This is a genomic window from Pseudoalteromonas sp. SWYJ118 (genome assembly GCF_015864505.1).
Classification (GTDB): Bacteria; Pseudomonadota; Gammaproteobacteria; order Enterobacterales; family Alteromonadaceae; genus Pseudoalteromonas; species Pseudoalteromonas arctica.
The window spans coordinates 12528-37017 of the sequence record NZ_JADYXC010000030.1; the positions used below are offsets into that span (position 1 = coordinate 12528).

Here is a 24490-nt window from a genome sequence, read left to right on the forward strand (position 1 = left end):
AATGAGACAGTCGTTATTGATCAAAGTACTGCTCGCGCTGAGTGCTATTAGTGCACTAAGTGCTTGCACGCACCGTGTTGAGGTGTCTGCTAAAGAGCCCATTACTATTAATTTAAATGTGAAGGTCGATCACGAAATTCGCGTAAAAGTAGATAAAGAACTCGACAGTTTGTTTAGTGACGACAGTGAGTTATTTTAAGGAGCTAAAACATGAATACGAAGAAAAAATTAAATATTATTACGTTAGTTAGTGCAGTATGTATGTCGTTCTCTGCGTGGGCTATTAGCCTTGATGACGCTAAAAACCAAGGTTTAGTAGGTGAAGATAGCTCTGGTTATTTAGGACTTGTTGTACAAAACGCAGAGGCAAAAGCCGTTGTTGATGACATAAATGCAAAGCGTAAAGCGCAGTACTTAAAGCTCGCTAAAAAGAATAACTTGTCGCTTTCACAAGTTGAAGCGCTTGCTGCTGCCAAAACAATTGAAAAAACCCAAAGTGGTCATTACGTTGAAGTAAATGGTAACTGGGTTAAAAAATAAGCGTTAGTTATTGCTTTATTTTGTAAAAAGTTTTGCACAAAGTTTTGTACAAACCAAGATAAAACCGAGCATTTAAGCGCTCGGTTTTTTACAGCCTTCAAGTAACTGCTGCCAAAAATCAATACCCTTACGCCTTGCTAGGTTTATATTATGTTCAGGAATAGATTCAGGCTCGTTATAACTATCAAGTGCTTCGCTCATGCTTGCTTCGCGAATTAAATGCAAAGTAGGAAAGGGCGCTCTATTTGTGTAGTTTGCGGCATCAGTTTCATCGCTGTCGGCAAATACGTAATCAGGATGAAAGTTAGCAATTTGATACTTACCTTCAAACCCCTGCGCGACTAAAAGCGCATTTGCTAAATCGACCAAGTCTAAAAAGTCTTCAAAGTCACTAAAGCCGTTGTCAAACATGATAAGGGTTGTTTCGCGCTCTGGTTCGAGGTCAAGCTCAACGCATTGCTCAAGCATATCCATTACAGCATCATCCATACTTGCTGCTGGACTTACGATGTAATGAATACAGTTATTTTCTACTTCTTTACGAGCAAACGGGCAAAAGTTATATTTAACGATAACAGATGACACCCATTCGCGGGTTTGGCTTATAGCTATGCTGGTCACGGTTTTGGCTCTAAATATTGGTTAATAATGGTAAGTGTTTTTTGTATTGCACCTTGGTTTTTAGCTACGCATTGCGCAGCTTTAATACCTAAGGTTTGGCACGATTTTGTGTTTTGGCTAAACGTTATGAGCTGCTTAGCTAATTCGTCGTTGCTATCAACCACTACAGCGCCTTTAAGCTTTATTAGCTCGGGATAAACATGATCAAAATTGTATGTGTGCGGACCTGTTATTACACCTACTGAAAACGCGGCTGATTCCAGTGGGTTATGTCCACCTCTACGTATTAAGCTGCCACCAATAAAGCTCACATTTGCAGCGCCATATAAACACTGTAATTCACCAAGCGTATCAGCAAGGAGTACTTGTTCATTGTTGTAGTTATTTTGGCTACGACGGCTAAAACTAAGTGGGCTTTGTGTTAAAAGCTCAGCTACTTTATCAAATTGCTCTGGATGGCGCGGGGCAATTATAAGTAATGCGTTCGGTTGCTTTTTTAGTAACTGTTGGTGAGCCGCAAGTACTAATTCATGCTCTACAGGATGTGCTGAGCCTGCCACCCATACAAAGCGTTCGTCATTGATGTGTTCATTACTGCTATTTTCATTACTACTATTTTTATTAATACTGTAAAGCTGTTTAAGGTTGAGTACTTTGGCTAATTGCTCGTCACTTGGTGTTATATCAAATTTTATAGAGCCTGTTACATGGCTTTTTGAAGCTTCAAGGCCAAGCTCTATAAAACGCTCCGCATCTGCCTTGTTATGACTCGCAAGTACTGTAATTGAGCGCATAATAATATGCGTTAATTTAGCGACCTTTAGATAGCCTTGCTGCGACTTTTCAGAGAGTCTTGCATTGATGACAAGTACCGGTATATTTTTTTTGTGACTTATCGCCATTAAATTAGGCCATAGCTCGGTTTCTAAAATACATAATGCTTGTGGCTTTATACGCTTTAAAAATCGGGCTGTCGCAAACGGAAAATCGATTGGTAAGTAGCTATACGCCACAGTATTTTTAAACTGGTTAAGTATTTGCTCTCTGCCTGTTGGAGTATTACAGGTTATAAGTATATTTAAATTTGGATGCGCTTTTTGAAGAGCTTTAATAAGCGGCGTTGCGGCTAGTACCTCACCAACAGAAGCACAATGAAAAACTAAAGGTTTGGTTTTAGTCGTAAATAAAGACTTACTGACAAACCCAAAGCGCTCTTTAAAGTGTGCACGATAACCTTGGTTTTTTTTACCTCGTAAAATATAGAGATAAAATACAATCAGTGGGCTAATAAAAATTAATGCTAGAGAGTAAAAAATGCGTGCCATACTGATCTTTCTTAAAGGGAAGTGGCGTTAGTTTACCGTGAAATAGCCGTTTTCTAAACATACTCGCAATAAAATATGGTCTGGGTTCAGTTATAACCCGATAAAATGCACACAATTAAATAAAATTATGGAATAATGGATTTAATTTTTCCCTGCTATTTCAGTTCCTAGAGGAATTTTTCATGTCAATTATCGATTCAGTGGCAACTAGCTACGTTGAAACATTAAACCGTCATCAAGCATTATTTGAAACGATGGAAGCTTATCATCAAGAATCTATGCAACTGTTAGAAGCATGCCACAGTGCATTACAAGCTGGTGGCAAGATTGTTTGGTTTGGTAACGGCGGTAGTGCAGCCGATGCGCAGCATTTAGCAGCAGAATTTGTAGTGCGTTACAAATTAGAACGTGGTCCGCTTGCCTCTATGGCATTGACTACAGATACATCAATTTTAACAGCACACAGCAACGATTATCACTTTGATACGGTGTTTGAACGCCAAGTTCAAGCGCTATGTAAGCCAGAAGATTTAGTAATAGGTTTAACCACATCAGGTACTAGTAATAATATTAACTTAGCATTAGAAGCTGCAAATAAACTAGGCGCTTTTACAGTGGCATTAACAGGGCGTGATGGCGGTAAAGTAAAAGATATTGCTAAGTTACCTATCATTATAAAAAACGACGAAACAGCACGTATCCAAGAAGCTCACATGTTTATAGGTCACTGGTTATGTGAAGCCATGGATATGGTTGTTGCGGAGCAGCAGTAATGGATTTATCGTTATTAAAAAACTTATCAGCGGCACGAATATTAGTTGTTGGCGACGTAATGCTAGACCGTTATTGGTATGGTGATACAGGTCGAATTTCGCCTGAAGCGCCAGTACCTGTTGTTAAAGTAAGTAAATTTGAAGACAAAGCGGGCGGCGCAGCTAACGTTGCAAAAAATATAGCGCGGTTAGATGCAAAAGTTGGCTTACTGGGCTTAATTGGTGAAGATGAAAGTGGGCAGATTTTAGAGACCATTTTAAAAGGTGAAAAAATAAGCTCACAATTAGTCAGTGTATGTGATTTACCTACTATTTCTAAAATGCGCGTTATTAGTCGTCATCAACAACTCGTTCGTCTTGATTTAGAAGAAACATTTACTGAGCAACATAGTCAATTACTACTAAACCGCTTAGAGCTTGTGCTAGATGAATACGACTTTATTGTGTTCTCTGACTACAGTAAAGGATCTTTAAGCTTAATAAAAGAGATGGTAAGCCTTGCTAAAAGTGCGGGTAAAACGGTTTTAATCGATCCTAAATCGCCAGATTTACATTTATATGAAGGTGCTGATTACATTACGCCTAATTTACATGAGTTTAAGTTAGCGGGTGGTCAAACCGATTCAGAAGAAGCTTTAGCTGCAAGTGCACGTGATTTAATTAGCAAAAATGGCATTAAAGCCATGTTGCTTACGCGTTCTGAGCAAGGTATGTCGTTAATTAATGCAGATGAAAAATTTGATTTTGCAGCACAAGAACTTGAGGTAAGTGATGTGACTGGGGCTGGTGATACGGTTATAGCTACATTAGCCGTTATGCTTGGTGCGGGCATGGAACCTAAAGATGCCGTCGAAATTGCTAACTTAGCGGCAGGTATAGCGGTTAGTAAATTTGGTGCAGCTACAGTTTCGCCAGAAGAGTTAAGTCGTAAGCTTGGTCAGTATTTACATACTACTGGTGAGCATTACCAAACACCATTTGATGATGTCCTTCAACATATTGAGTTTGCAAAACAAAATGGCGAAACCATTGTATTTACTAATGGCTGCTTTGATATTTTACATGCTGGGCATGTGCGTTATTTAGCACAAGCTAAAGCCCGAGGCGATAGACTCGTTGTTGGATTAAATAATGATGAATCTATTACGCGCTTAAAGGGGGCAGATCGTCCTATTAACCCGCTAGATGAGCGTGCAATGGTACTTAGCGCACTTTCATCAGTTGATTGGGTTATTCCGTTTGGTAGTCTAGATGAAAACGATACTCCCGCTAAATTAATCGAGCAGATAAGCCCTGATATTTTAGTTAAGGGTGGCGACTACACCGTAGAGCAAATAGCGGGTGCTGAGCATGTACTTCGCCATGGCGGAAAAGTTGAAGTGCTTGAATTTTTAGATGGATGCTCAACATCAAAAGTAATTAGTAAAATTAAACAGTAATTACTGATTTAGTTTGCTAAAAAATACAAAAAAGGGATGAAAACACTGTTTTCATCCCTTTCTTACTTTTAATACGTTACTTTATTAAAAGTAACGTATTAAAAGTTATATTCGTACTTAGCAAACGCAGAAGTATCGTTTTCAGCACCGTCGTTGTTAGACGCAAAAGCACCTAAAGTGACGCGTCCTCCCATAGAAAGCATTCTGTAACGAAGTTCTAATTGCTTAGAGTTAAACCCTGTTTTAGTAATAGAATTGCCTAAATCTGGGTTGTTAGGGTAAAGGTCCCTGTTATCGCTGTTGTAATCAACACTACGTAATTTTACCTGCCAATCGTTTCCATTAGATAACTGACCTAGCAGAGTTAAAACGACTGATTGTGCATCGTTATCGTAGGTTGAGCCAATTGTACGACCATGGTATCGGTAGCCTGATCTATAAGCCGACAACTTATCATCATGCTCATAGTAACAATTTTCAACTTTTGATTCAGCTTGGCATGAAACACCAGTATCTATATATTCAACATTTACTAATATATTCTGAGCGTATATGCGTTGTGTTGTTTGAATACCAAAAAGATATGCTCTGTCGGAAGGCTTAAATTGAGAGCTTGCGTCTTCACCTATAGTGCTAATGTAGATTGCATATGGGTGTGTTAACAAGGTATCAGACCAGCGCATATCAATACCAGCCAGTTGATTACCTATTTTTGACTCAAATTGACTGTCACAGCTGTCATTACCATCTGTGCAAGTTGTTTGGCCAGTTATAACATCAATAAAATCACCCGCAGAGCTAGGTTGTCCATCGCCAGCCCATTGTGCAGACCAGCTAAGTGCAATTTCTAACTGTTGAATCGGGCGAAAATTAACACGAGTACTCCACAGTAAAGCATCAGGTATAACACGCGTAGACTCAAGTTTAGCCATTTGTGCAGTAAAGCTCCATTGACCAATCCAGCTCAGCCATGGTGTCTCGAAAGCAGTACTTTTTTCTCTGGTAACACTTAGTGCAGGTAAAGGTTTCGCATTACCTGACATAATTAAGCTGTTATCAACACCAGGTCCCCAAAATTGTTCAACAGCACCGGCTCTAAAAATCCAGTTACCTAAACGGTAAGCTAAGTAACTATCATCAAGTGAGGTATCGTTACAATCGGTTAAAGCTTGCTCGTTGGTAACTATATCGTCAGTCGTTTTTCCATCAACTAAACACTTTTTACCGTCTTTTCTATAATTTATAGCTACTTTAGCTGCAAAGTTATCGCCTAAATAAGCGTAAGCTGCAGAAAGCTCTGTTTCTTGAGTATTTGTTGCACCAAAGCTTGTTGCTATGATTGGATCTGTGGCTGCAAAAGCTGATAATTGAAGACTATGTGAGCTACTATTTTCTGATTTATATCGATGTTTAACGCGAAGTAAAGCATCTTGTAAGCTTGGAGATAATTGCTCCAGCGGCATACTTTCCACATCGCTTATAAAACTTTTCCACATAAGCGGATAGGTAGTTACAGGAGCTAAAATAACACCGGCATCAGCTAATTGTTGAATATCAGCTCTTAGACCATAATCATCGGGTTTTACCCATGGCTCAGCATTAACTGATGCGCTCATAGCGCAAAAAAGAGTAGAAAGTAGAAAAATTCTGTTTCGCAAAGTTCAGATCCTTGTGATTAAGATTGCGGCTAAGTTTATCAATCTAAGTCAGCTATTGCAGTAAATAATCAAATTTATAGAGTTAATTTAATATATTAAAATGTAACCTGTCTATCGTAATAAGTATCTGATTGATATACTGGAGCTCAAATAGGACATTGAGAATGCAATGAGCAACAAACGACTTTTATTTATTCCAGTATCATCACCGGAAGGCATTGGTGAATATATGCGCTCGTTGTTGTTGGCTCAAAGTTTACAGGCAGAACTTGCAGATTCTCTCGATATTCACTTTATATTAAATAAGCATACAAGCTACGCAAAAGATTGTCCTTTTGAAGCCACACTACTCGAACACTCAGCGACTAAAGAGCTTGATTTTGTTTGCGACTTTATAGAGCAATTTAAACCTGATGTCGTTGTTTTTGATTGTGCAGGACGTGCAGGGCATATGAAGGCGGCTAAAAAGGTAGGCGCTAAAGTTATATTCATTTCTCAGCATGCAAAAAAACGTGCTAAAGGCTTAAAACTTAACAGAATTAATTTAATTGATACACATTGGGTTGTACAGCCTGATTATTGTATTGAGCCACTTACATGGGCTGAAAGTACGAAGTTAGACATGTTTCCCTTGGCACATCCTCGAAATGTAGGTCCTTTTGTTACATTTGCCTCTTGCGCGCAAAAACGTGATGTTTTAAATCGCTATAACTTAGTATCGGAAGGCTATTTTATTGTAAATGCTGGCTCAGGCGGACATGTATTAAATAACCTTAATTGCGCTGATGTTTACTTTAAAGCCGCGCTTAAAATTACTAAGCACACTGGTTTAAAAGCAGTTGTTGTGTTTGGTCCCAATTATAAGAAAGCCATTCCTGAAAGTGATGAGGTTACTTGTTTAGCAAGTCTGCAAAGTACTGATTTTTTGGCATTAATGAGCCAAGCTAAAATCGCATTACTTAGCGGTGGAGATACTTTACTGCAAGCAATTGCAGTTCAAACCCCCGTTGTGGCATGTGCTATCTCAAAAGATCAAAATACACGTTTGGATCATTGTGTTAATGCAGGTGTTGTCATAAAAGCAAATCTTGATATTGATGAAATCACTACGAAAATAGCTCAGGTTATTAGCGAGCCTTTCTATAATGAATTCGTTGCTAAATATAGCCAACTTGATAATACACATAGCTTCGATGTGATCACTAATGGCATAAAAAATATGCTTATAGGGGATCGCTAATGAATATAGTGATTGTAATTGATTCCCTAGTGGGTGGTGGTGCTGAAAAAGTAATGCTTACCCTTGCTGAGGAAATGGCCAAGTTAAAGCACCGAATCACTATTTTGTCTCTTGCTAACTCTATTGAATATAATATCCCTGAAGTACTTAACGTGGAGAGTTTATTCGCACATAGGGCATCAAAAGTAGATCGATTTTGGCAGCGTAAAAATAGCATTTTAACACTACAAACTTGGTTTGAAAAAAAACAAAGCGAGCTGGGCAATATTGATTTAGTGCTTTCTAATCTTGATAGAAGTAATAACTTGCTCGCGCGTAGTAATATCAAAAATGTTCATTTTGTTATTCACAACTCAGTTAATGCAGAACTTGCACGTCAAAAAAAGTTAGGTCCATTTTCATATTTATATCTTAAAAAAAGTAAGCAAAATTTAAATGGTAAATCACTTATTTGCGTATCAAAGGGTGTTGAAAAAGAAATAATACAAGGGGATTTAATTAACCCAAGTGCAATTGCGACTATTTACAACCCGTTCGATTTTGAAAAAATAAGACAGCAAGCAAATGAGCAAAATAACAATATCCCAAATGAGCCCTACTTAATTCATGTAGGAAGACTCGCCAAACAAAAACGCCACGATATATTATTTGCAGCATTTGCAAAGCTTGATAAAAAATACAAGTTAGTACTTTTATGTAATAAACCGGCTAAAGCGCTAAAGCTTGCACAGGAATACGGCATAGAAAAACAGTTAGTAGTGCCAGGATTTCAACAAAACCCGTACAACTGGATTAAGCAGGCTGAAGCATTATTGCTTAGTTCTGATTTTGAAGGGTTTGGGAATGTAATTGTTGAAGCTTTGGCTGTGGGCACCCCCGTAGTTAGCACTAATTGTACATTTGGACCAAGCGAGATATTAACAGGCGAGCTAAGTAAATATTTAGTACCTGTTGGACAAAGTGAGGCATTAGCCAATGCCATTAAGCAGGTGCTAGCAGATAAGCCAAATGTAGAAAACGCAGATATTCTAAAACAAGTGCAGGCAGAGCACGTTGCTCTGCAGTATTTAGCATTGGCTATACATTAGCTAGCGCTTTAAGGTAGTTGCTGTGCAGAGTCTGCCAGTCACTTACTTGCCAATTAAATGATTCGTTTCTACCCTGTTCTTTTAAAAATGAGCGCTCAAGACGTGTCATATTGCTTTGTTGCCATTGTGGATTGGGCGTTTTTATTTCACCTCTATCAAAGTCGATAATATACACATCACCAGTATCATCAAACAAAATATTATTAATGTTTAAATCAGCGTGGTATACACCTTTTGAATGAAATAGTGCGATTGTTTTAGCAATGCGCTCTAACTCATCTTGAGTCAATGGGCGTTCAATTAATATATCAAGTACACTTTTAGCGCCTGTAACGGCCTCGGTAATAATATCACCACGATAAATTAACCCGCTGCGAGTTATTTTAGCTGCTATAGGAGCTGGTACATTTAAACCAAGTTCTATAAGTTTACTCATTAAGCTAAATTCTTTATAAACACGGGTTTGTTCAAGCCCTGGGTATAAATATTGATCGCTTAGCAATTTACCGACCAAACCACCGCGCCAATAATGCCTAAGTACGGCTGTTAAATTATCTTGTTTAAAAAACCACGCTGTTGCTCTGCCTTTTTTAGCACCCACAATTTTATTTTGTTTTTGCCAAAAGTTGGCATCAAACCAATCAAGAGTAATTTGGCTTGTGTATTTGGGGTGGCTTAATACAGTGTGATTGCCTTGCACGTGTTGTTTAAACATAGCTCTGTGTAATTGCTAAATAATGTGTCTATATTAGCGCGTTTTAAAGCTCAGGATAAGTGCTTGCAATAGCGTGATTATAATTTAAGATCGGCTTTTGTATTTAATACCTAAGGGAATGTGTGACTCAAGCTCCTAATTATTCATCTATTTGTATATTAAGACTCTCAGCCATTGGTGACGTATGTCATGGTGTGAGTGCTGTACAAGCCATTCAAAAAGCACACCCAAATGCAAAAATCACGTGGGTTATTGGTAAAATAGAAGCGATGTTACTTGCCGACTTACCGGGTGTTGAGCTGGTGGTATTTGATAAAAAACAAGGAAAAGCCGCACTTAAAAGCTTAAAGCAACGCTTTAAAGATCAACAGTTTGATGTACTACTTAATATGCAAGTTGCATTAAGGGCTGGGTTTGTAGCGCGTTGTATTCCGGCAAAAGTAAAAATAGGGTTTGATTGGGCGCGTTCAAAAGAATTGCACAGCTTGTTTATTAATAAACGAATAGCCCCAGAAGCTCAGGCGCATGTGCTTGAAGGCTTTAAAGGTTTTGCAAAAGCCATTGATGTAGCTGATTATAAACCGAGTTGGGACATGCCATATACAGAGCAAGACCAAGCGGTTGCTGATGAGTTACTAACACCAAAGTACCTAACTAATAAACTGTTAGTAATATCGCCAGCAGCAAGTAAAGCACAGCGCAATTGGCTCGCTGATCGTTATGCAGCATTGGCTGATTATGCAAATGAGCAAGGCTTTAAGGTGGTATTGACGGGGGGGCCAACAGAACTTGAAATTAACCTAGCAAATAGTATTGTTGAGTATAGTAAAACACCTATTTTAAATTTAGTGGGTAAAACGAAACTCAAAGAGTTGTTGTGCGTGTTAAAGCGTGGCAGCTTAGTGCTTGCGCCCGATACGGGTCCTGCACATATGGCGGTAACTGTTGGTACGCCGGTTATTGGTTTATATGCACATTCAAACCCAGCACGAACAGGCCCTTACTTATATCAAGATTACGTGGTTGAGGTTTATCACCAAAATTTGCTTAAGCAAACAGGTAAAACGGCTGAGCAAGTGCCGTGGGGTACGCGCGTTAAAGGCGATGATTTAATGAGCCAAATTACGGTTGATGATGTAAAAGCGATGTTTGATCATGTTGTACAAAAAGAGTCTTTGTAATGAATGAGCAACAAAAAAATAAAGCGCTTTTTTTAGACCGAGATGGTGTGGTAAATGTTGATCATGGTTATGTTTATCAAAGCGAAAAGTTTGAATTTATTGACGGTTTTTTTAATACCTGCAAAACATTTTATGATGCAGGTTATAAAATTATAATCGTCACTAATCAATCTGGAATTGGTCGAGGTTATTACACCGAAGTTGATTTTTTAGCACTAACTGATTGGATGAAAGCCCAATTTAGCGATCACAGTATTGAAGTTGCCGATGTGTACTTTTGCCCTCATCACCCTAAAAAAGCACTACCAGAATATTTAAAACAATGCAGTTGCAGAAAGCCTGCACCAGGTATGTTATTACAAGGCATACAAGAGCATAACATCGACCCTGCTTGCAGCATTATGGTGGGCGATAAACTCAGTGACATGCAGGCAGCGCAAAAAGCGGGTATTACGACTCGCGTTTTAGTTCGCTCAGGTCAAAGCTTTGACGAAAGCGCCAAGCAAGAGGCTGATTTAATTATCGATTCTATAAACAGTTTATCTGCACTTTTAAAGATATAAATAAACTAAACAGATTAGCCTGTAAACTGGCAGGAATTCCTTCCAGTTTAGGGCGTTTGCGACGAACTGCAAACCGTGCATTTTCCCCATTAAACTTTTACAATACCCCCCATAATAAACAGTCGCTTAAATGTGGTTGTTTACCCGTTCAAATTAATGGAGAACACAGATGAGAGCATCTGCTTTTTTTAGCCAGCTACAACAGCAAATTGAAGATGTAAAAACCGAAGGTTTGTATAAAAGCGAACGTATTATTAAATCTCAGCAGCAAGCTCAAATCGAAGTTGCGTCAGGTAAAGTAATCAACTTTTGTGCTAATAACTACTTAGGTTTAGCTAATAGCCCAGAGCTAATTGAAGCTGCGCAAAACGGTTTAAATAATCATGGTTTTGGTGTTGCGTCTGTTCGTTTTATTTGTGGCACGCAAGATATTCATAAAACCCTAGAGAAAAAAATCAGTGAGTTTTTAGAAACAGAAGATACGATTTTATATTCTTCATGTTTTGATGCAAACACAGGCTTGTTTGAAACTATTTTAGGCGCAGAAGACGCTATTATTTCTGATTCGTTAAACCATGCATCAATTATTGATGGTGTACGTTTGTGTAAAGCTAAGCGTTTTCGTTATGCAAATAACGACATGGCTGATCTTGAAAAGCAGCTTATTGCTGCCGATGAAGCCGGCGTTAAAACGAAGCTAATAGCGACTGATGGCGTGTTTTCTATGGACGGCGTTATTTGTAATTTAGAAGCTGTGTGCGACCTAGCTGATAAATACGATGCACTTGTAATGGTTGATGACTCTCATGCTGTTGGCTTTGTTGGCGAAAACGGTAAAGGTACACCTGAGTACTGTAATGTATTAGACCGTGTAGATATTATTACCGGCACATTAGGCAAAGCGCTAGGCGGCGCTTCAGGTGGTTATACTTCAGGTAAAAAAGAAATTGTTGAATGGTTACGCCAACGTTCGCGCCCATACTTGTTCTCAAACTCATTAGCGCCTTCAATTGTTACTGCATCAATTAAAGTACTTGAAATGCTAGAAAATGGCGGTGAGCTTCGCGCTAAACTTTGGTCAAATGCTAAATATTTCCGTGAGCAAATGGAAGCTGTTGGTTTTACGTGTGCAGGTAAAGATCATGCAATCATCCCAGTAATGCTGGGAGATGCAAAAGTAGCCTCGTTAATGGCTGATAAGTTACTTGTTGAAGGTATTTACGTCACTGGTTTTTCATTCCCTGTAGTACCAAAAGGGCAAGCGCGTATTCGTACACAAATTTCAGCGGCGCATAGTATTGAGCAACTCGATATTGCTATTGATGCATTTACCCGCATTGGTAAAGAAATGGGCGTTATTTAATTTTATTTTAAACCGAAGCCTTGCTTCGGTTTTTTAGTTGAGTGTGAATTATGAAAGCATTATCTAAATTAAAAGCAGAACCGGGCATTTGGATGACAGATGCGCCAAAGCCAGAAGTCGGTCATAACGACTTACTGATTAAAATTCGTAAAACAGCTATTTGTGGTACCGACGTACATATTTACAAATGGGATGAATGGGCAAGCAAAACTATTCCTACTCCAATGGTTGTTGGTCACGAGTATGTTGGTGAAGTCGTTGATATGGGCCAGGAAGTTCGTGGCTTTAAAGTAGGCGACCGCGTATCGGGTGAAGGTCATATTACATGTGGGCACTGTCGTAACTGTCGTGCTGGGCGTGTACATTTATGCCGAAATACAACAGGCGTAGGTGTAAACCGTGAAGGTGCATTTGCAGAGTATTTAGTTATTCCTGCATTTAATGCATTTAAAATTCCAGATAACATTTCTGACGAACTGGCTTCTATTTTTGACCCGTTTGGCAATGCAGTTCATACCGCATTATCGTTTGACTTAGTTGGCGAAGATGTACTTATTACTGGTGCAGGCCCAATTGGTATTATGGCAGCAGCGGTTGCAAAACACGTTGGTGCTCGCCACGTCGTTATTACCGACGTAAATGAATACCGCCTAGATTTAGCCCGCAAAATGGGTGCATCACGTGCTGTAAACGTGGCAAGCGAAAAGCTTGAAGATGTAATAAAAGACTTAGGTATGACAGAGGGCTTTGATATTGGTCTTGAGATGTCAGGTGTGCCAAGCGCTTTTAATTCAATGCTTAATAACATGAACCACGGCGGTAAAATTGCCATGCTAGGTATTCCACCATCTGATATGGCAGTTGATTGGAACCAAGTTATTTTTAAAGGTTTAGTGATTAAAGGTATTTACGGTCGAGAAATGTTCGAAACGTGGTACAAAATGGCAAGCTTGATTCAATCTGGTCTTGATTTGAACCCAATTATTACACATCAGTATTCTGTGGATGACTTCCAAGCTGGCTTTGATATGATGATTTCAGGTCAGTCAGGTAAAGTAATTTTAAACTGGGATTAGTTCCTAACTAAATTACAAGAAGGGCGGCTTTAGCCGCCTTTTTTATACTATTAATTAAAGAGACTTCAATGGCATTTAAACACATTTCTATAGCGCAAACGTTAGAACTTCTAGATAAAGAAGACGTTGTAATTGCAGATATTCGCGATCCAAATTCGTATCAAGCTGGTCGTATTCCAGGCTCAGAAGCACTTTCTAACGGTAATATTGCACAATTTATGATGGAAAAAGAATTCGATCAGCCAATTATTATTGTGTGTTACCACGGTATGAGCTCTCAGGGCGCAGCTAGTTATTTAGTTGAACAAGGCTTTGAAGATGTTTACAGCATGGATGGTGGCTTCACTGCTTGGGAAGCGGCTTACAGCGAGAAGGTAGAGCGATGATAGAGCTTGGCAGTTTAAATAACCCACGCGCCGCACAGGGCTTTATAGATTATTTAAAAAGCCAAGGCCTAGATGCAAAGATACACTCAGCAGATGGTAGTAATGTCATCATTAGCGTGACTGAAGAGGACTTTCATCAAGTTCAGCCGCTATGGACTGAATTTACACAAAACCCCAATCATGAAAAATACCAGCAAGCATCTTGGGATGTAGGCAGCACGCAATCGCCGCTTAAATATCAAGGGCAATCACTTAATCTTATGGCGCGATTTAAAGCGCTTAGCTGGCTTAACCAAACTGTTAGCATATTAAGTATTGTTATTTATGTCGCTTTTTTATTGGGTGGATTTGATGAAATTTATACAGCTCTGCAATTTAATCCATCACAACCGCTCAGTTGGTTAACACCTGCGCTTGTGCATTTTAGCGCGATGCATATTGTGTTTAATTTAATTTGGTGGATGTCGCTTGGCGACAATATCGAAAAGCAATGCGGAAAACTCAGCTTAATAGGTTTGTTTTTAGTGACTGCACTTATTAGTAATTGGGCGCAATACCTAATGGTTGGTCCTAACTTTGGCGGTTTGAGTGGCGTAGTATATGGGTTACTTGGTTTTTGTTGGATTCATAGCTTTTTAAATCCGAACAAACCAGCACTGGTTAGTACGGCTATTGTTGGTTTTATGTTGATTTGGTTAGTGCTTGGTTTTGCAGATGTATTGTTTGTAGGTATGGCTAATTGGGCGCACTTAGGTGGATTAGTTAGCGGTATGGCTTTTGCCTACACCGCCAAAGTATTTAACGCAAAACGTTAAATACTAATGATATAAATACTTAGTGAACAAGACTTCACGGATGATCTCTTGTCCTGTTTCTTCTTTTAAGAGGCTTTTTAGTTTTTCGGCGCACTTTGCGCGTATTTCTTCACGGCCAGTAAGGGATTTTATTTTTTCTTCAGGCTCTTTAGATAAAATTTCTACTAGGGCATCACGTAGTAATGGCGTGTGGTGCTCTACTACTGCAATATTTGAAGTGTCATTAAGCATTAAATCAATAGTTACACGCACATAGCCCATTTTTTTACTTGATGCGCCAATGTAGTTGGTGATTATATCGGGCTCAAAACCAAAATAACCAACTGTAGATTCAGCACGAGCTGTAAAGCTTATGACGCTTACAAAGAACGTAAAAAGACCTGCGTATACTATTTTTTTCATATTTAAAGCGTTTATTAAAACTTGTTACAAATAGTTTATACTTAATAGTGGGTAATAAACAGCGCCAAGCAATTATTTATGGTTATAAAACATCACTTTTTCAAAAGCTTTGGCAATGGTATCATCTCGTTGTTTTTTATTTTGTTGAGCTATTGTGATTACTTATCCTCTGTCTATATCTGCTAATTGGCAGTCCACTTCATATGTAAGTGATTTATCTCCTCTAGAGCAAGAATGGCTTTTTGAACCTAATTCTTTAACTGCTAAATTAAAAAGTAAATCACAAATTTTTAGTGTAAGAGTATTGAGCGAGCAGTTATTTACTTTAAGTCTAGAGCAAAAGTTATTACTAAACTGTAGCGCTAAAACAGCGATTAATAGAGAAGTACTCTTATTGTGCGATAACAAACCTGTGGTATACGCACAGAGCTGGCTTCCTAAAAATGATTCGAGCAATCCTTTGCACAATATGGGTGAACGACCTTTAGGTGATGTGATTTTTCAAGACCCAGCACTAAAACGAACGGATATAGAAATTGCTTATTTTGATGCCAAGCACCCCGTTCAGCAATTAGTTGCAAAATTAAACCTACCCGAAAAAAACTTACTAGGGCGTCGAAGTGTATTTTCACTCAAAGAATATAAATTTTTAGTGTGTGAAGTGTTTTTACCAGGAGCATATTTATACTCATGAAATTAGCCGCTTTAAAGCCAAAACATATTTCTTACTATATACAGCTAATGCGTATAGATAAGCCCATTGGTACCTTGTTATTACTTTGGCCAACATACTGGGCTTTATGGCTTGCTAATAGTGGGATGCCGAGCTTACTCAACTTTATTATATTTACGCTGGGCGTTGTTGTTATGCGAAGTGCAGGGTGTGTAATTAATGATTTTGCAGATAGGAAAATAGACGGCTCTGTAAAACGCACAGCTCAGCGGCCGCTAGCTTCAGGGCGGGTTAGTAGTGGTGAAGCACTTAGTTTGTTTTTACTGCTCATAGTTATTGCGTTTATTTTAGTATTAATGCTTAGCGTTAATACTCTTTTGCTTTCTTTTGGGGCTTTGGCTTTAGCTTTTTGCTACCCTTTTATGAAACGCTATACACAATTACCACAAGTTGTTTTAGGGGCTGCATTTGGTTGGGCTATTCCAATGGCGTATATGGCTTCAATAAATGCATTACCGCAGCAGGCATGGTTATTATTTATAGCCAATATTTGCTGGACAGTCGCTTATGACACTATGTATGCGATGGTTGATAGAGATGACGATTTAAAAATAGGGGTAAAATCAACCGCTATTTTATTTGGTAAATTCGACCGCCACATAATCTTTTTACTTAATGCTGTATTTATAGCGCTGGTTGCGTTTATTGGTATAAGTAATCATTTAAGTGTCGCGTTTGGCATTGGTTTGAGTGTAGCTGCTGGTTTATTGGCATATCAACAAACGCTTATTCATAAACGTGAAAGAGATGCCTGCTTTAAAGCGTTTTTAAATAATCATTATGTGGGCTTGGCTATCTTTATAGGGTTATTATTTTCATACCCAATAGCACTTTAAAGCCTTAATAAAGGCTGTTAAAATTCGCTATTTAGAGCTATCGGGGTGGATCAATAATGCCGCTAATAGAGGCGTTTTTTCTAAACCATCCAGCAATAGAATAGCGTTCGTCAACTGCGGGAAGTACTTCGTGGGCAAAACGTTCGCTTTCAAACATAACCAATGTGCCAGCAGTTGGTTTAATGGTTATTTCTACTTCTTTACTTTTAGGTTTATAAATAACAAGTTCGCCACCTTGCTCTGGCGTATTTAAATAAAGCACCGTTGTAAATACTCGATTAGAGCGACCTTTAAATGCATCTAAGTGCTTTTTGTAAAAATCACCCTGTGTATATTTTGCATAATGGCATTCGTAATCAAATAGCCCCATAAAAAAGCTACGATTTAATGTGGTTTTTATACTTTGCATTATTGCTTGATACGTAAGCTGTGCTTGAGAGCTGCCGTCAAACCAATAGGTTTTGTCAGTACGAATAGTTTTATCTATTTGTAAGTTATTTAATCGACCAATACCGGCAAGGCTAAAGTGGGGGTTTATACGGTGACAATCTGCAACTAAATCGTTAACTAAATCGGCAATAAGCGCGTTATGAATTACGGTGTATCCTTGGCGTTCTATATCATCTAAATAGACATCAGGACCAAAAAGTGTGTTCATTCACATCAGCTGTTTAAAAAAGGTGCGACAGTGTAGCCGAAAAGCGATTTAAAGCTACTGTTTATTGTGCCGCACTTTTTCAAAAAGAAGGGTTAGTTAAATGCAGCTCCCGCTTTTTTTATAAGCGACAGCAAGTGCTCTACATGTTCGGTAATAGATGTTTGTTGGCTTGTTTGTACAACGAGTTGTTCGTGATTTAAATCTTTATTTGTTTTTAGTTGCACGAGTTCAGAGTTCTCTGCGATTGTGTTTGCATGCTCAATGCTTGCTATAGCAAAGTGATCTGATTTAACTACACCAGCCATTACTTGCTCAATGCTACCCACTTTAATACTTGATGATTTATTTAAAGAATCAATTGCTTCATTAAGCATAGTTTGCACTTGTTTAGATTGAGAGAAGCAGCCAAACATAGGGTAGCTATCAAGATTTTGCTTACTTATATCGTTTTTATGTGCAAGAGGGTGATTTTTTGAAACAAATAATACAAGCTGATCAGGTAAGTGAATGTCACTGCCAATACTATTAATAGCTTGAGAGTATACACTTATGTCTATTTCACCTTGTTGGAGTCTGCGTGTTAGCTCTTGTTGATCTTGTAACTGCATTTCAATTTTTATATGAGGATATTGAGCTAAAAACTGTCCACAAGAAATAGGTACTATGCTGCTTGCCTTATTGGTATAGCCAATAACAAGTTTTTCATTAGCATTACCGTTTACTGATTGAAAAATCCGTTTTTTCGTTAGCTCAAGTTCCGATAGAGTCGTTTTAGCATATTCAAGGAAAAGTTCGCCTTCAGGCGTTAATTTAACAGAACGAGTTGAGCGTTTTACTAACTCATATCCCATTTCATTTTCAAGTGTTTGAATGCTGCGCGTTAGCGCTGAAGTACTAATTTGGGTTTGTTCAGCTGCTTGTCTAAAGTGACGTAATACACCAAGTGCTACAAATTGCTCTAATTGTTCAAATCTCACTTTATAGTCCCTTTTTATAAGTAAGTCGCAGATACCACGGATATCAAATATATTAATTTTTATTCTAAAGTTTAGTAAAATTCTATATTGAAATACGGTTGCAAGTTCATACGTGTTTCCAGCAGGATACCCCCCTTTTAGTATTAATTAAAGAGGAAAGCGACCAAATAGTATTACTTTTTTAATTGATAACTAGTTGTTTATTGTGTTTTGTCTATATTTTTGCAATTAACTATCTAGGCAAAGTTATTTTAACTCAGTGGGTTAGTTAGGAGGTTGGAATTTAATTGTTCTAATTAATAAAAAAGTACGCCTCAAAATAGGGCGCACATATAACATGATTATGACAAATAATAGGGTGTTTTATCTATAAGAGTTTATTTTACAAAATTTCTATTTATTCGGCTGCTTAATGGTTTGTTTTCAATGCTTTGTAGTTCTATTTCAATCGCATCACAAGAAATATGTATTTCGAATAAAGACGTTAATAACGATAAACTTAAACAAGCTAAGCTAATGCCAAATAAAATAATCCCTGTGGTATTAAATTCAATAAATAAAGCAAACATCGAAAATGTACACAGTAAAAAAGAGGCTACGCCGTACACCTGCATTGTTCTGATTAAGTTTATTCGTTTACGTAAGTTAGTGATTTGAGCGACTACAACAGGTCGGATAGATTCACCTTCGCGCGCATTTAACTCCCTAATTAATTGCGCTAAAACTAAAAATCGGTTTGTATAGGCTAGTAATAGCAGCGATATGGCCGGGAAAAGTAGGCCCGGGGTTGTAAGTGTCATGTTTATTCCCTAAAAGTGCAGCATGCTAATAATTTAGCGCAGGATATTGATAACACAAAATAAATGAGGTGAATATTGCAAAATATTAATAATAAAAATTCAACTGATAGCTCTTTTCAATGGGTTACAATTTATAAAGCCGAAAATACCCTTGAGGCTAATATTATTAAAGGTTTAATACAAACCAGTGGCATCGAATGCAAAATAAAAGGTGAGATGCTCCAAGGCGCATTGGGAGAAATTCCATTTGATCAAGCACAAGTTAGTGTGCAGGTTTATGCGATAAAAGAGCGCCATGCGCGCCAAATATTGGTAAACTATCAACAAGTAAAACAATCCGCTCCAGATTGGGTATGCCCTAACTGTAATGAGCATAATGGATCAACATTTGATTTTTGTTGGTCGTGTGAGACGTTAAAGAATGACTAAAGCAAATAATTTTCAGCGTATTAGAGAGCTTAACTATTTACAAAAAGCTGTTTTAGCAAGTGCTTTAATAGAGCGAATGCTGCCAAATTACGGTTTATTTAGCGAAGCAACGGGGTTTGGTGATGAAACCTTACTTCGTAATTCGCTTAATGTTTGTTGGGAAAAAATATTACTGCCTAAAAGTAAAATAGATCTCGAAAAACAAGTTGAAAAAATAGAACCGAATGTTCCTGAGCTTGCTGATTTTGATATGTTTGGTACTTACCCTGCTATTGATGCTGCAACGTCTTTACTTAGCTTAATGCACGGTTTAATGGCGCAAGATGAGCAAGAGTTCATTAGTGTTAGTAAAATTTCTCAAGCAACCGTAGCCCGCTTTATTGAGTATCAAATGACGGTTGAAGGCGAGATTGCAGATAACACAGCCGTTAGAGAGCATCCATTAATGCAATACGAAATTGAAGTATTAGGTGAGCTAATTGATTTTGTAGAAAATATGGGGCGTATTACCTCTGATAGCGTGAAGGCACTTAAAAAGTTTGCCCTAGAAGATGGCCAAACAAATATTGGCCTTACGTTATAAAAACAGCGAAGTGAAATTTTAAAGGCAGGAGAAGTACAGTGCGAATTTTAGGCATTGAATCGTCATGCGATGAAACAGGTATTGCAATATACGATGACGAAAAAGGCTTGTTAGCTCATCAATTATACAGCCAGGTAAAAGTACACGCTGATTATGGCGGTGTAGTACCGGAACTTGCATCGCGCGATCATGTTCGTAAAACGCTACCACTTATAGACGCAGCTTTTGCACAAGCGGGTTGCGGCCCAGAAGATTTAGATGGCATTGCTTATACTGCAGGCCCAGGTTTAGTTGGAGCATTATTGGTAGGTACTTCTATTGGTCGTTCATTAGCATACGGTTGGGACATTCCAGCTGTTGCTGTTCATCATATGGAAGGGCATTTACTTGCTCCGATGCTTGAAGAAAATATTCCTGAGTTTCCGTTTATTGCATTGCTTGTATCGGGCGGTCATACCATGATGGTTAAAGTAGCGGGTATTGGACAATACGAAGTACTAGGTGAGTCAGTTGATGATGCCGCAGGCGAAGCCTTTGATAAAACGGCTAAGTTACTTGGTCTTGACTACCCTGGAGGTCCGCGCTTAGCTAAAATGGCCGAACAAGGCGTTGCGAAGCGCTTTATTTTTCCTCGTCCGATGACCGACAAACCAGGTCTTGATTTTAGTTTTAGTGGTTTAAAAACTGCAGCATCAATCACTATTCGTGAAAATGACGATGACGATCAAACTAAAGCTGATATAGCGCATGCATTTCAAACAGCGGTTATTGATACGCTGGTTATTAAGTGCAAGCGAGCGCTTAAACAAACAGGTATTAAGCGTTTAGTAATCGCCGGTGGCGTAAGTGCAAATACACAGCTTCGACTGCAGCTTGAACGCGTAATGAAAGGTATGAAAGGCGACGTTTTTTATCCGCGTACTGAATTTTGTACCGACAACGGTGCAATGATTGCTTATGCAGGAATGCAACGTTTAAAAGCAGGTCAGTTTGCAAGTCTTGATATGAAAACAAAACCTCGCTGGCCAATAGATAGCCTTGAGCCTATTTAATTATACCAATTGAATTAAATTAGTGATCTATTATAGCGATAAGAAAATAGCTCAATAACAAGGCTAAAATTATGATACATAGTTGTTCTATATAAATAATTTTTAACGTAGCTAGTGAGTTATTTAATACGCTAGAATGATTATGTTTTTAATAAAATTGGTATTACTCTTACATTAACTGTTTTCGTTTTCATCAGTGGGTGCTTTTTTAGCGCCTACTTTTGGTTCTTCCCCACTAAATAATCTAATAATATTAGTACGGTGACGAAATATAACTAACAACGTAATAAAAGTAACGGGAAGAGTATAAAGTGGTTTTATCAGCCATGTATATAAAGGTGCTAAAGAGACTGCCACAAGCGCCGCAAGTGATGAATAGCGTGTTATAGCCACTATAACCAGCCATGTACAAACAAGTAAACCAGCCAATGATAAGCCAATAGGTAATAATGAGCCAAATGCCGTTGCTACGGCTTTACCGCCTTTGAAGCTAAAAAACAGTGGGTACATATGGCCTAAGCAAGCTGCTACAGCGACTAAACCAAGCTCTAAAGGTTCAACTTCTAAAAAATAAGCTCCCCATACTGGAATAGTGCCTTTTAAAATATCAAACACTAAAACCAAGCAAGCCGGAAATGCTCCGCCTAATCTATAAACATTTGTAGCCCCTGGGTTGTTAGAACCACTATTACGAGGGTCAGGGAGTTTGAACAACCGCGACACTAAAATAGCCGACGAAATCGACCCAAGTAAATAAGCTAAAACAAACATTAAAGTGGCTAACACACGCTTCCTTATTTTTTAATTGCTATACCAATTGATAGTACTTTTAAGCTATTATTGGCAGCAAAATTTATCGTGAAAATTATTAACAGGCTATTTAATAGCTAGTTTGGTTATTTTGCTATTGTAGAAGTTATTTTCACATATTTAAACACTGGCTAAACCATATACAGTATTAATTTTATTGATGCTTTGTATAGTTGCTTAGTCGTTTGTTGTTATTTGGAGTATCAATGGATAAGGTTTTTATATCTCAATTACACGTCGACACTATTATTGGAGTGTACGACTTTGAAAAAGAAAGTAAACAGAGCCTTTATTTTGATATTGAAATGCTTAGTGATATTAAGCCTGCAGCCGAAAATGACGATATTAATTTAGCACTGGATTACTCAAAAGTAAGCGAACGCGTTATTAAGCACTGCACTGCAAAACCTGTTGAGTTGCTAGAGACTTTGGTTGAGCAGTTGGCTGAGATTATTTTAAGCGAGTTTAATACGCCACAAGTTACTATAAGAGTAAGTAAACCAGCAGCAGTAGCACAAGCACAAACTGTGGGTGTTGAAATTACACGTGTTAAGGCAACTGACTAAATGGCTCAAATTTATATCAGCCTAGGGTCAAATATAAATAAAGCGCATTATATACAATGTGCATTAATTGCACTTAAGCAGCACTTTGAGCACATTGTGCACTCGTCTGTTTTTGAAAGTGAAGCAGTTGGGTTTGCTGGCAATAATTTTTATAATTCAGTAGTTGGCGCTACAACTGATATGTCGCTTGCTGATGTATGCGCTTTATTAAAACAAATAGAGCGTGATAATGGGCGTACAGCGAACGACAAAAAATTTAGTCCACGAACGCTCGATTTAGATTTACTGTTTTATGATGATGTAACTTGCGATTCCCCAGCGCAATTACCACGTGATGAAATAACTAAAAATGCATTTGTATTACAACCTCTGAGTGAGGTTGCCCCAGATTTTTATCATCCTGTAGCTAAGCAAACGATTGCGCAGTTATGGAATGAATATAATAACCCTCAACAAAAGCTATGGAAGGTGGAGTTTTCTAACCTATGAGTATTATCGAAATAATTATTTTAGCCCTCATACAGGGATTTACTGAGTTTTTACCAATATCGAGTTCTGCGCATTTAATTCTCCCATCGCAAATTTTAGGCTGGGAAGATCAAGGGCTTGCGTTTGACGTAGCAGTACATGTTGGTACTTTAATAGCCGTTGTTATTTATTTTCGTAAAGAAGTAGTAGATATACTAAGCGCATGGTTTAAATCTTTTGGTAAGCAAGGCACTACCGATGACAGTAAATTAGGCTGGTGGATTATACTAGGTACAGTGCCTGCCGCTATTTTAGGTTTACTTTTAAAAGACTTTATTGAGTTATATTTGCGAAGCGCTTGGGTAATTGCTACTACCACCATTGTATTTGGTTTGTTGCTTTGGTACGCGGATGCAAAAGGGAAACAAATTAAAACTATTTATCAGCTCAATTGGAAAACGGCACTTATCATTGGTTTCGCACAAGCTGTTGCAATGATCCCGGGTACTTCTCGATCAGGTATCACGATGACCGCTGGTTTAATGTTGGGTATGAATAAGCAAAGCGCAGCGCGTTTTTCGTTTTTACTAGCGATTCCGATTATTTCTATGATGGGGCTTTATTATATTGCAGAGCTTGCACTGGGTGACCATGTAGTTGATTGGAATACATTATTGCTTGGTGTGGTGCTATCGTTCTTATCGGCTTATGCATGTATATTTATGTTTTTAAAAGTAATAGAGCGAATGGGTATGTTGCCATTTGTAATATATCGTTTATTACTAGGTGTCGGTTTGATTGTATTTTTAACGCTATAAACAAACTTAATTAGTAAAACCAAAAAAAGCACCTTTAGGTTAATGCCAGTCAGTTAAGCTGACTGGCATTTTTCTTTTTATGGGGATACTTAGATGGTTTTGGCTTAACCCATCGGGGATATCTTCTATCCTCTCGTCTAGCTGGAAGCTTAAATAAGACCAGTGTATTGAGTAAGTGCTGCCAGTGTATTGGAATGTTCCCTGGACTCATTATAGATACTGACGAGAAATACTGAATGACAGCCATCGAACTGCTAGAGAAACTAAGCTGGTTAGGCCATATCCCTGTAACTGTCGCCGCCATCGTCATTATTCTTCGTATTAAATTATAGGCGAGTAACACGCCCCATAGCTCCTGACGCACCATATCTGGACGCTTGCTTCTTAAATGGTATGCGCTATCAAGCATGGTTTGTTTGATTTCTCTAAACCCAAGTTCTATCTCCCAACGATAACAATATAATTCAACAATTTCATTACCTGGATAACGCAATCTATCCGTCATCGAGGTTAATATACGGTAGCTTTTGCCCTTTATTGTTTTACTGATTAATCTCGCTTTAATCGTTTCAGGA

At 38.2% G+C, this 24490-nt stretch carries 30 protein-coding genes; 20 read left to right on the forward strand and 10 right to left on the reverse strand.

From position 1 onward, the window contains the following. The first annotated feature begins 1 nt into the window (after nucleotide 1). Both I6F48_RS19200 and I6F48_RS19205 read left to right on the forward strand, forming a co-directional pair. Nucleotides 2–199 (forward strand): YnbE family lipoprotein, encoded by a 198-nt coding sequence (locus tag I6F48_RS19200; protein ID WP_138584429.1) that lies wholly within the window; start codon nucleotides 2–4, stop codon nucleotides 197–199. Between the two features lie 11 nt (nucleotides 200–210). Further along, nucleotides 211–540, forward strand: a complete 330-nt coding sequence (locus tag I6F48_RS19205; protein ID WP_002961068.1) for a YdbL family protein — start codon at nucleotides 211–213, stop codon at nucleotides 538–540. 72 nt (nucleotides 541–612) lie between these two features. Here the strand turns inward: I6F48_RS19205 and I6F48_RS19210 are convergent, their stop codons facing one another. Beyond that, complete coding sequence (locus tag I6F48_RS19210; RefSeq protein WP_197120091.1) at nucleotides 613–1161, reverse strand: DUF1415 domain-containing protein; 549 nt, start codon at nucleotides 1159–1161, stop codon at nucleotides 613–615. Next, nucleotides 1158–2486: a lipid IV(A) 3-deoxy-D-manno-octulosonic acid transferase gene (gene waaA, locus I6F48_RS19215; protein WP_197120092.1), complete on the reverse strand. Its 1329-nt coding sequence runs from the start codon at nucleotides 2484–2486 to the stop codon at nucleotides 1158–1160. The genes I6F48_RS19210 and waaA overlap by 4 nt, the downstream gene beginning before the upstream one ends. Nucleotides 2487–2668: 182 nt before the next feature. On the opposite strand from waaA, the gene I6F48_RS19220 reads away from it, so the two are divergent. Both I6F48_RS19220 and hldE read left to right on the forward strand, forming a co-directional pair. Then, on the forward strand, nucleotides 2669–3259 hold the full coding sequence (locus I6F48_RS19220; protein WP_002961065.1) for an SIS domain-containing protein: 591 nt from the start codon (nucleotides 2669–2671) through the stop codon (nucleotides 3257–3259). After that, on the forward strand, nucleotides 3259–4698 hold the full coding sequence (hldE, locus tag I6F48_RS19225; RefSeq protein ID WP_166420974.1) for a bifunctional D-glycero-beta-D-manno-heptose-7-phosphate kinase/D-glycero-beta-D-manno-heptose 1-phosphate adenylyltransferase HldE: 1440 nt from the start codon (nucleotides 3259–3261) through the stop codon (nucleotides 4696–4698). Before I6F48_RS19220 ends, hldE begins: the two co-directional genes overlap by 1 nt. A gap of 98 nt (nucleotides 4699–4796) precedes the next feature. Here hldE and I6F48_RS19230 read toward each other — a convergent pair whose 3' ends face one another. Beyond that, nucleotides 4797–6314: a capsule assembly Wzi family protein gene (locus I6F48_RS19230; protein ID WP_165729398.1), complete on the reverse strand. Its 1518-nt coding sequence runs from the start codon at nucleotides 6312–6314 to the stop codon at nucleotides 4797–4799. A gap of 211 nt (nucleotides 6315–6525) precedes the next feature. Between I6F48_RS19230 and I6F48_RS19235 the strand changes: the two genes are divergently transcribed. Both I6F48_RS19235 and I6F48_RS19240 read left to right on the forward strand, forming a co-directional pair. Continuing rightward, entirely contained in the window at nucleotides 6526–7596 is a 1071-nt protein-coding gene (locus tag I6F48_RS19235; RefSeq protein ID WP_165729386.1) for a glycosyltransferase family 1 protein, read from the forward strand. After that, complete coding sequence (locus I6F48_RS19240) at nucleotides 7596–8684, forward strand: glycosyltransferase (protein ID WP_197120093.1); 1089 nt, start codon at nucleotides 7596–7598, stop codon at nucleotides 8682–8684. Before I6F48_RS19235 ends, I6F48_RS19240 begins: the two co-directional genes overlap by 1 nt. Here I6F48_RS19240 and I6F48_RS19245 read toward each other — a convergent pair. After that, on the reverse strand, nucleotides 8674–9399 hold the full coding sequence (locus I6F48_RS19245) for a 3-deoxy-D-manno-octulosonic acid kinase (protein ID WP_197120094.1): 726 nt from the start codon (nucleotides 9397–9399) through the stop codon (nucleotides 8674–8676). The two genes, I6F48_RS19240 and I6F48_RS19245, sit on opposite strands and share 11 nt — an antisense overlap. 122 nt (nucleotides 9400–9521) lie before the next feature. On the opposite strand from I6F48_RS19245, the gene I6F48_RS19250 reads away from it, so the two are divergent. From I6F48_RS19250 to glpG, 6 genes are all read left to right on the forward strand, one after another. Beyond that, a complete protein-coding gene (locus I6F48_RS19250; protein ID WP_197120095.1) occupies nucleotides 9522–10580 on the forward strand; it encodes a glycosyltransferase family 9 protein in 1059 nt (352 codons plus the stop codon). Continuing rightward, complete coding sequence (gmhB, locus tag I6F48_RS19255; RefSeq protein ID WP_165729390.1) at nucleotides 10580–11143, forward strand: D-glycero-beta-D-manno-heptose 1,7-bisphosphate 7-phosphatase; 564 nt, start codon at nucleotides 10580–10582, stop codon at nucleotides 11141–11143. Before I6F48_RS19250 ends, gmhB begins: the two co-directional genes overlap by 1 nt. Before the next feature lie 169 nt (nucleotides 11144–11312). Next, nucleotides 11313–12506, forward strand: a complete 1194-nt coding sequence (locus tag I6F48_RS19260; protein ID WP_165729391.1) for a glycine C-acetyltransferase — start codon at nucleotides 11313–11315, stop codon at nucleotides 12504–12506. A 50-nt stretch (nucleotides 12507–12556) separates the two neighbouring features. Further along, complete coding sequence (gene tdh, locus I6F48_RS19265; protein WP_007584716.1) at nucleotides 12557–13582, forward strand: L-threonine 3-dehydrogenase; 1026 nt, start codon at nucleotides 12557–12559, stop codon at nucleotides 13580–13582. A gap of 68 nt (nucleotides 13583–13650) precedes the next feature. Next, a complete protein-coding gene (gene glpE / locus I6F48_RS19270; RefSeq protein ID WP_010554397.1) occupies nucleotides 13651–13968 on the forward strand; it encodes a thiosulfate sulfurtransferase GlpE in 318 nt (105 codons plus the stop codon). Continuing rightward, nucleotides 13965–14783: a rhomboid family intramembrane serine protease GlpG gene (gene glpG, locus I6F48_RS19275; protein WP_165729392.1), complete on the forward strand. Its 819-nt coding sequence runs from the start codon at nucleotides 13965–13967 to the stop codon at nucleotides 14781–14783. The genes glpE and glpG overlap by 4 nt, the downstream gene beginning before the upstream one ends. A gap of 3 nt (nucleotides 14784–14786) precedes the next feature. Here the strand turns inward: glpG and I6F48_RS19280 are convergent, their stop codons facing one another. Then, nucleotides 14787–15185, reverse strand: coding sequence for a flagellar basal body-associated protein FliL (locus I6F48_RS19280; protein WP_165729393.1), 399 nt, complete (start codon nucleotides 15183–15185; stop codon nucleotides 14787–14789). Between the two features lie 154 nt (nucleotides 15186–15339). Between I6F48_RS19280 and I6F48_RS19285 the strand changes: the two genes are divergently transcribed. Together I6F48_RS19285 and ubiA are read left to right on the forward strand one after the other, a co-directional pair. Then, complete coding sequence (locus tag I6F48_RS19285) at nucleotides 15340–15879, forward strand: chorismate--pyruvate lyase family protein (protein WP_165729394.1); 540 nt, start codon at nucleotides 15340–15342, stop codon at nucleotides 15877–15879. Beyond that, a complete protein-coding gene (ubiA, locus tag I6F48_RS19290; protein WP_197120096.1) occupies nucleotides 15876–16754 on the forward strand; it encodes a 4-hydroxybenzoate octaprenyltransferase in 879 nt (292 codons plus the stop codon). The genes I6F48_RS19285 and ubiA overlap by 4 nt, the downstream gene beginning before the upstream one ends. Before the next feature lie 37 nt (nucleotides 16755–16791). On the opposite strand, the gene I6F48_RS19295 is transcribed toward ubiA, so the two are convergent. The 3 genes from I6F48_RS19295 to I6F48_RS19305 all read right to left on the reverse strand — a co-directional run bounded on the left by I6F48_RS19295 (nucleotide 16792) and on the right by I6F48_RS19305 (nucleotide 19189). Beyond that, the gene (locus tag I6F48_RS19295) at nucleotides 16792–17412 is read right to left on the reverse strand and encodes a 2OG-Fe(II) oxygenase (protein ID WP_007584723.1); all 621 of its coding nucleotides are present in this window, start codon (nucleotides 17410–17412) and stop codon (nucleotides 16792–16794) included. 92 nt (nucleotides 17413–17504) lie between these two features. Next, nucleotides 17505–18389, reverse strand: coding sequence for a LysR family transcriptional regulator (locus I6F48_RS19300; protein WP_007584725.1), 885 nt, complete (start codon nucleotides 18387–18389; stop codon nucleotides 17505–17507). 377 nt (nucleotides 18390–18766) lie between these two features. Next, on the reverse strand, nucleotides 18767–19189 hold the full coding sequence (locus I6F48_RS19305; RefSeq protein ID WP_007584730.1) for a DUF2721 domain-containing protein: 423 nt from the start codon (nucleotides 19187–19189) through the stop codon (nucleotides 18767–18769). A gap of 75 nt (nucleotides 19190–19264) precedes the next feature. Here I6F48_RS19305 and I6F48_RS19310 point away from each other — a divergent pair, with 75 nt between their 5' ends. From I6F48_RS19310 to tsaD, 3 genes are read left to right on the forward strand one after another with little or no spacing between them, the layout of a single operon-like run. After that, nucleotides 19265–19618 (forward strand): putative signal transducing protein, encoded by a 354-nt coding sequence (locus I6F48_RS19310; protein ID WP_010554404.1) that lies wholly within the window; start codon nucleotides 19265–19267, stop codon nucleotides 19616–19618. Next, complete coding sequence (locus I6F48_RS19315) at nucleotides 19611–20201, forward strand: YjaG family protein (RefSeq protein WP_007377861.1); 591 nt, start codon at nucleotides 19611–19613, stop codon at nucleotides 20199–20201. The genes I6F48_RS19310 and I6F48_RS19315 overlap by 8 nt, the downstream gene beginning before the upstream one ends. Nucleotides 20202–20239: 38 nt before the next feature. Then, nucleotides 20240–21253, forward strand: coding sequence for a tRNA (adenosine(37)-N6)-threonylcarbamoyltransferase complex transferase subunit TsaD (tsaD, locus tag I6F48_RS19320; protein ID WP_165729396.1), 1014 nt, complete (start codon nucleotides 20240–20242; stop codon nucleotides 21251–21253). A gap of 174 nt (nucleotides 21254–21427) precedes the next feature. On the opposite strand, the gene plsY is transcribed toward tsaD, so the two are convergent. Beyond that, a complete protein-coding gene (gene plsY / locus I6F48_RS19325; protein ID WP_165729397.1) occupies nucleotides 21428–22039 on the reverse strand; it encodes a glycerol-3-phosphate 1-O-acyltransferase PlsY in 612 nt (203 codons plus the stop codon). A gap of 230 nt (nucleotides 22040–22269) precedes the next feature. Between plsY and folB the strand changes: the two genes are divergently transcribed. Genes folB through I6F48_RS19340 form a run of 3 tightly spaced genes read left to right on the forward strand, consistent with a single transcriptional unit; the run spans nucleotide 22270 to nucleotide 23915 of the window. After that, nucleotides 22270–22629, forward strand: a complete 360-nt coding sequence (gene folB / locus I6F48_RS19330; protein ID WP_007584738.1) for a dihydroneopterin aldolase — start codon at nucleotides 22270–22272, stop codon at nucleotides 22627–22629. Next, nucleotides 22630–23118: a 2-amino-4-hydroxy-6-hydroxymethyldihydropteridine diphosphokinase gene (folK, locus tag I6F48_RS19335; protein ID WP_007584740.1), complete on the forward strand. Its 489-nt coding sequence runs from the start codon at nucleotides 22630–22632 to the stop codon at nucleotides 23116–23118. Beyond that, complete coding sequence (locus tag I6F48_RS19340) at nucleotides 23115–23915, forward strand: undecaprenyl-diphosphate phosphatase (protein ID WP_007584742.1); 801 nt, start codon at nucleotides 23115–23117, stop codon at nucleotides 23913–23915. Before folK ends, I6F48_RS19340 begins: the two co-directional genes overlap by 4 nt. Nucleotides 23916–23964: 49 nt before the next feature. Here I6F48_RS19340 and I6F48_RS19345 read toward each other — a convergent pair. Then, nucleotides 23965–24490: transposase (locus I6F48_RS19345; protein ID WP_197120097.1), on the reverse strand; the 526-nt coding region annotated here is incomplete at its 5' end.

What these genes read in the sequence shown, in the direction of transcription:
- I6F48_RS19200 (WP_138584429.1), top strand. Translation starts at nt 2, where the DNA reads ATGAGACAGTCGTTATTGATCAAAGTACTGCTCGCGCTGAGTGCTATT.
- I6F48_RS19205 (WP_002961068.1), top strand. Translation starts at nt 211, where the DNA reads ATGAATACGAAGAAAAAATTAAATATTATTACGTTAGTTAGTGCAGTA.
- waaA (WP_197120092.1), bottom strand. Translation starts at nt 2,486, where the DNA reads ATGGCACGCATTTTTTACTCTCTAGCATTAATTTTTATTAGCCCACTG.
- I6F48_RS19220 (WP_002961065.1), top strand. Translation starts at nt 2,669, where the DNA reads ATGTCAATTATCGATTCAGTGGCAACTAGCTACGTTGAAACATTAAAC.
- hldE (WP_166420974.1), top strand. Translation starts at nt 3,259, where the DNA reads ATGGATTTATCGTTATTAAAAAACTTATCAGCGGCACGAATATTAGTT.
- I6F48_RS19230 (WP_165729398.1), bottom strand. Translation starts at nt 6,314, where the DNA reads ATGAGCGCATCAGTTAATGCTGAGCCATGGGTAAAACCCGATGATTAT.
- I6F48_RS19235 (WP_165729386.1), top strand. Translation starts at nt 6,526, where the DNA reads ATGAGCAACAAACGACTTTTATTTATTCCAGTATCATCACCGGAAGGC.
- I6F48_RS19240 (WP_197120093.1), top strand. Translation starts at nt 7,596, where the DNA reads ATGAATATAGTGATTGTAATTGATTCCCTAGTGGGTGGTGGTGCTGAA.
- I6F48_RS19245 (WP_197120094.1), bottom strand. Translation starts at nt 9,399, where the DNA reads ATGTTTAAACAACACGTGCAAGGCAATCACACTGTATTAAGCCACCCC.
- gmhB (WP_165729390.1), top strand. Translation starts at nt 10,580, where the DNA reads ATGAATGAGCAACAAAAAAATAAAGCGCTTTTTTTAGACCGAGATGGT.
- I6F48_RS19260 (WP_165729391.1), top strand. Translation starts at nt 11,313, where the DNA reads ATGAGAGCATCTGCTTTTTTTAGCCAGCTACAACAGCAAATTGAAGAT.
- tdh (WP_007584716.1), top strand. Translation starts at nt 12,557, where the DNA reads ATGAAAGCATTATCTAAATTAAAAGCAGAACCGGGCATTTGGATGACA.
- glpE (WP_010554397.1), top strand. Translation starts at nt 13,651, where the DNA reads ATGGCATTTAAACACATTTCTATAGCGCAAACGTTAGAACTTCTAGAT.
- glpG (WP_165729392.1), top strand. Translation starts at nt 13,965, where the DNA reads ATGATAGAGCTTGGCAGTTTAAATAACCCACGCGCCGCACAGGGCTTT.
- I6F48_RS19280 (WP_165729393.1), bottom strand. Translation starts at nt 15,185, where the DNA reads ATGAAAAAAATAGTATACGCAGGTCTTTTTACGTTCTTTGTAAGCGTC.
- ubiA (WP_197120096.1), top strand. Translation starts at nt 15,876, where the DNA reads ATGAAATTAGCCGCTTTAAAGCCAAAACATATTTCTTACTATATACAG.
- I6F48_RS19295 (WP_007584723.1), bottom strand. Translation starts at nt 17,412, where the DNA reads ATGAACACACTTTTTGGTCCTGATGTCTATTTAGATGATATAGAACGC.
- I6F48_RS19305 (WP_007584730.1), bottom strand. Translation starts at nt 19,189, where the DNA reads ATGACACTTACAACCCCGGGCCTACTTTTCCCGGCCATATCGCTGCTA.
- I6F48_RS19315 (WP_007377861.1), top strand. Translation starts at nt 19,611, where the DNA reads ATGACTAAAGCAAATAATTTTCAGCGTATTAGAGAGCTTAACTATTTA.
- folB (WP_007584738.1), top strand. Translation starts at nt 22,270, where the DNA reads ATGGATAAGGTTTTTATATCTCAATTACACGTCGACACTATTATTGGA.
- folK (WP_007584740.1), top strand. Translation starts at nt 22,630, where the DNA reads ATGGCTCAAATTTATATCAGCCTAGGGTCAAATATAAATAAAGCGCAT.
- I6F48_RS19340 (WP_007584742.1), top strand. Translation starts at nt 23,115, where the DNA reads ATGAGTATTATCGAAATAATTATTTTAGCCCTCATACAGGGATTTACT.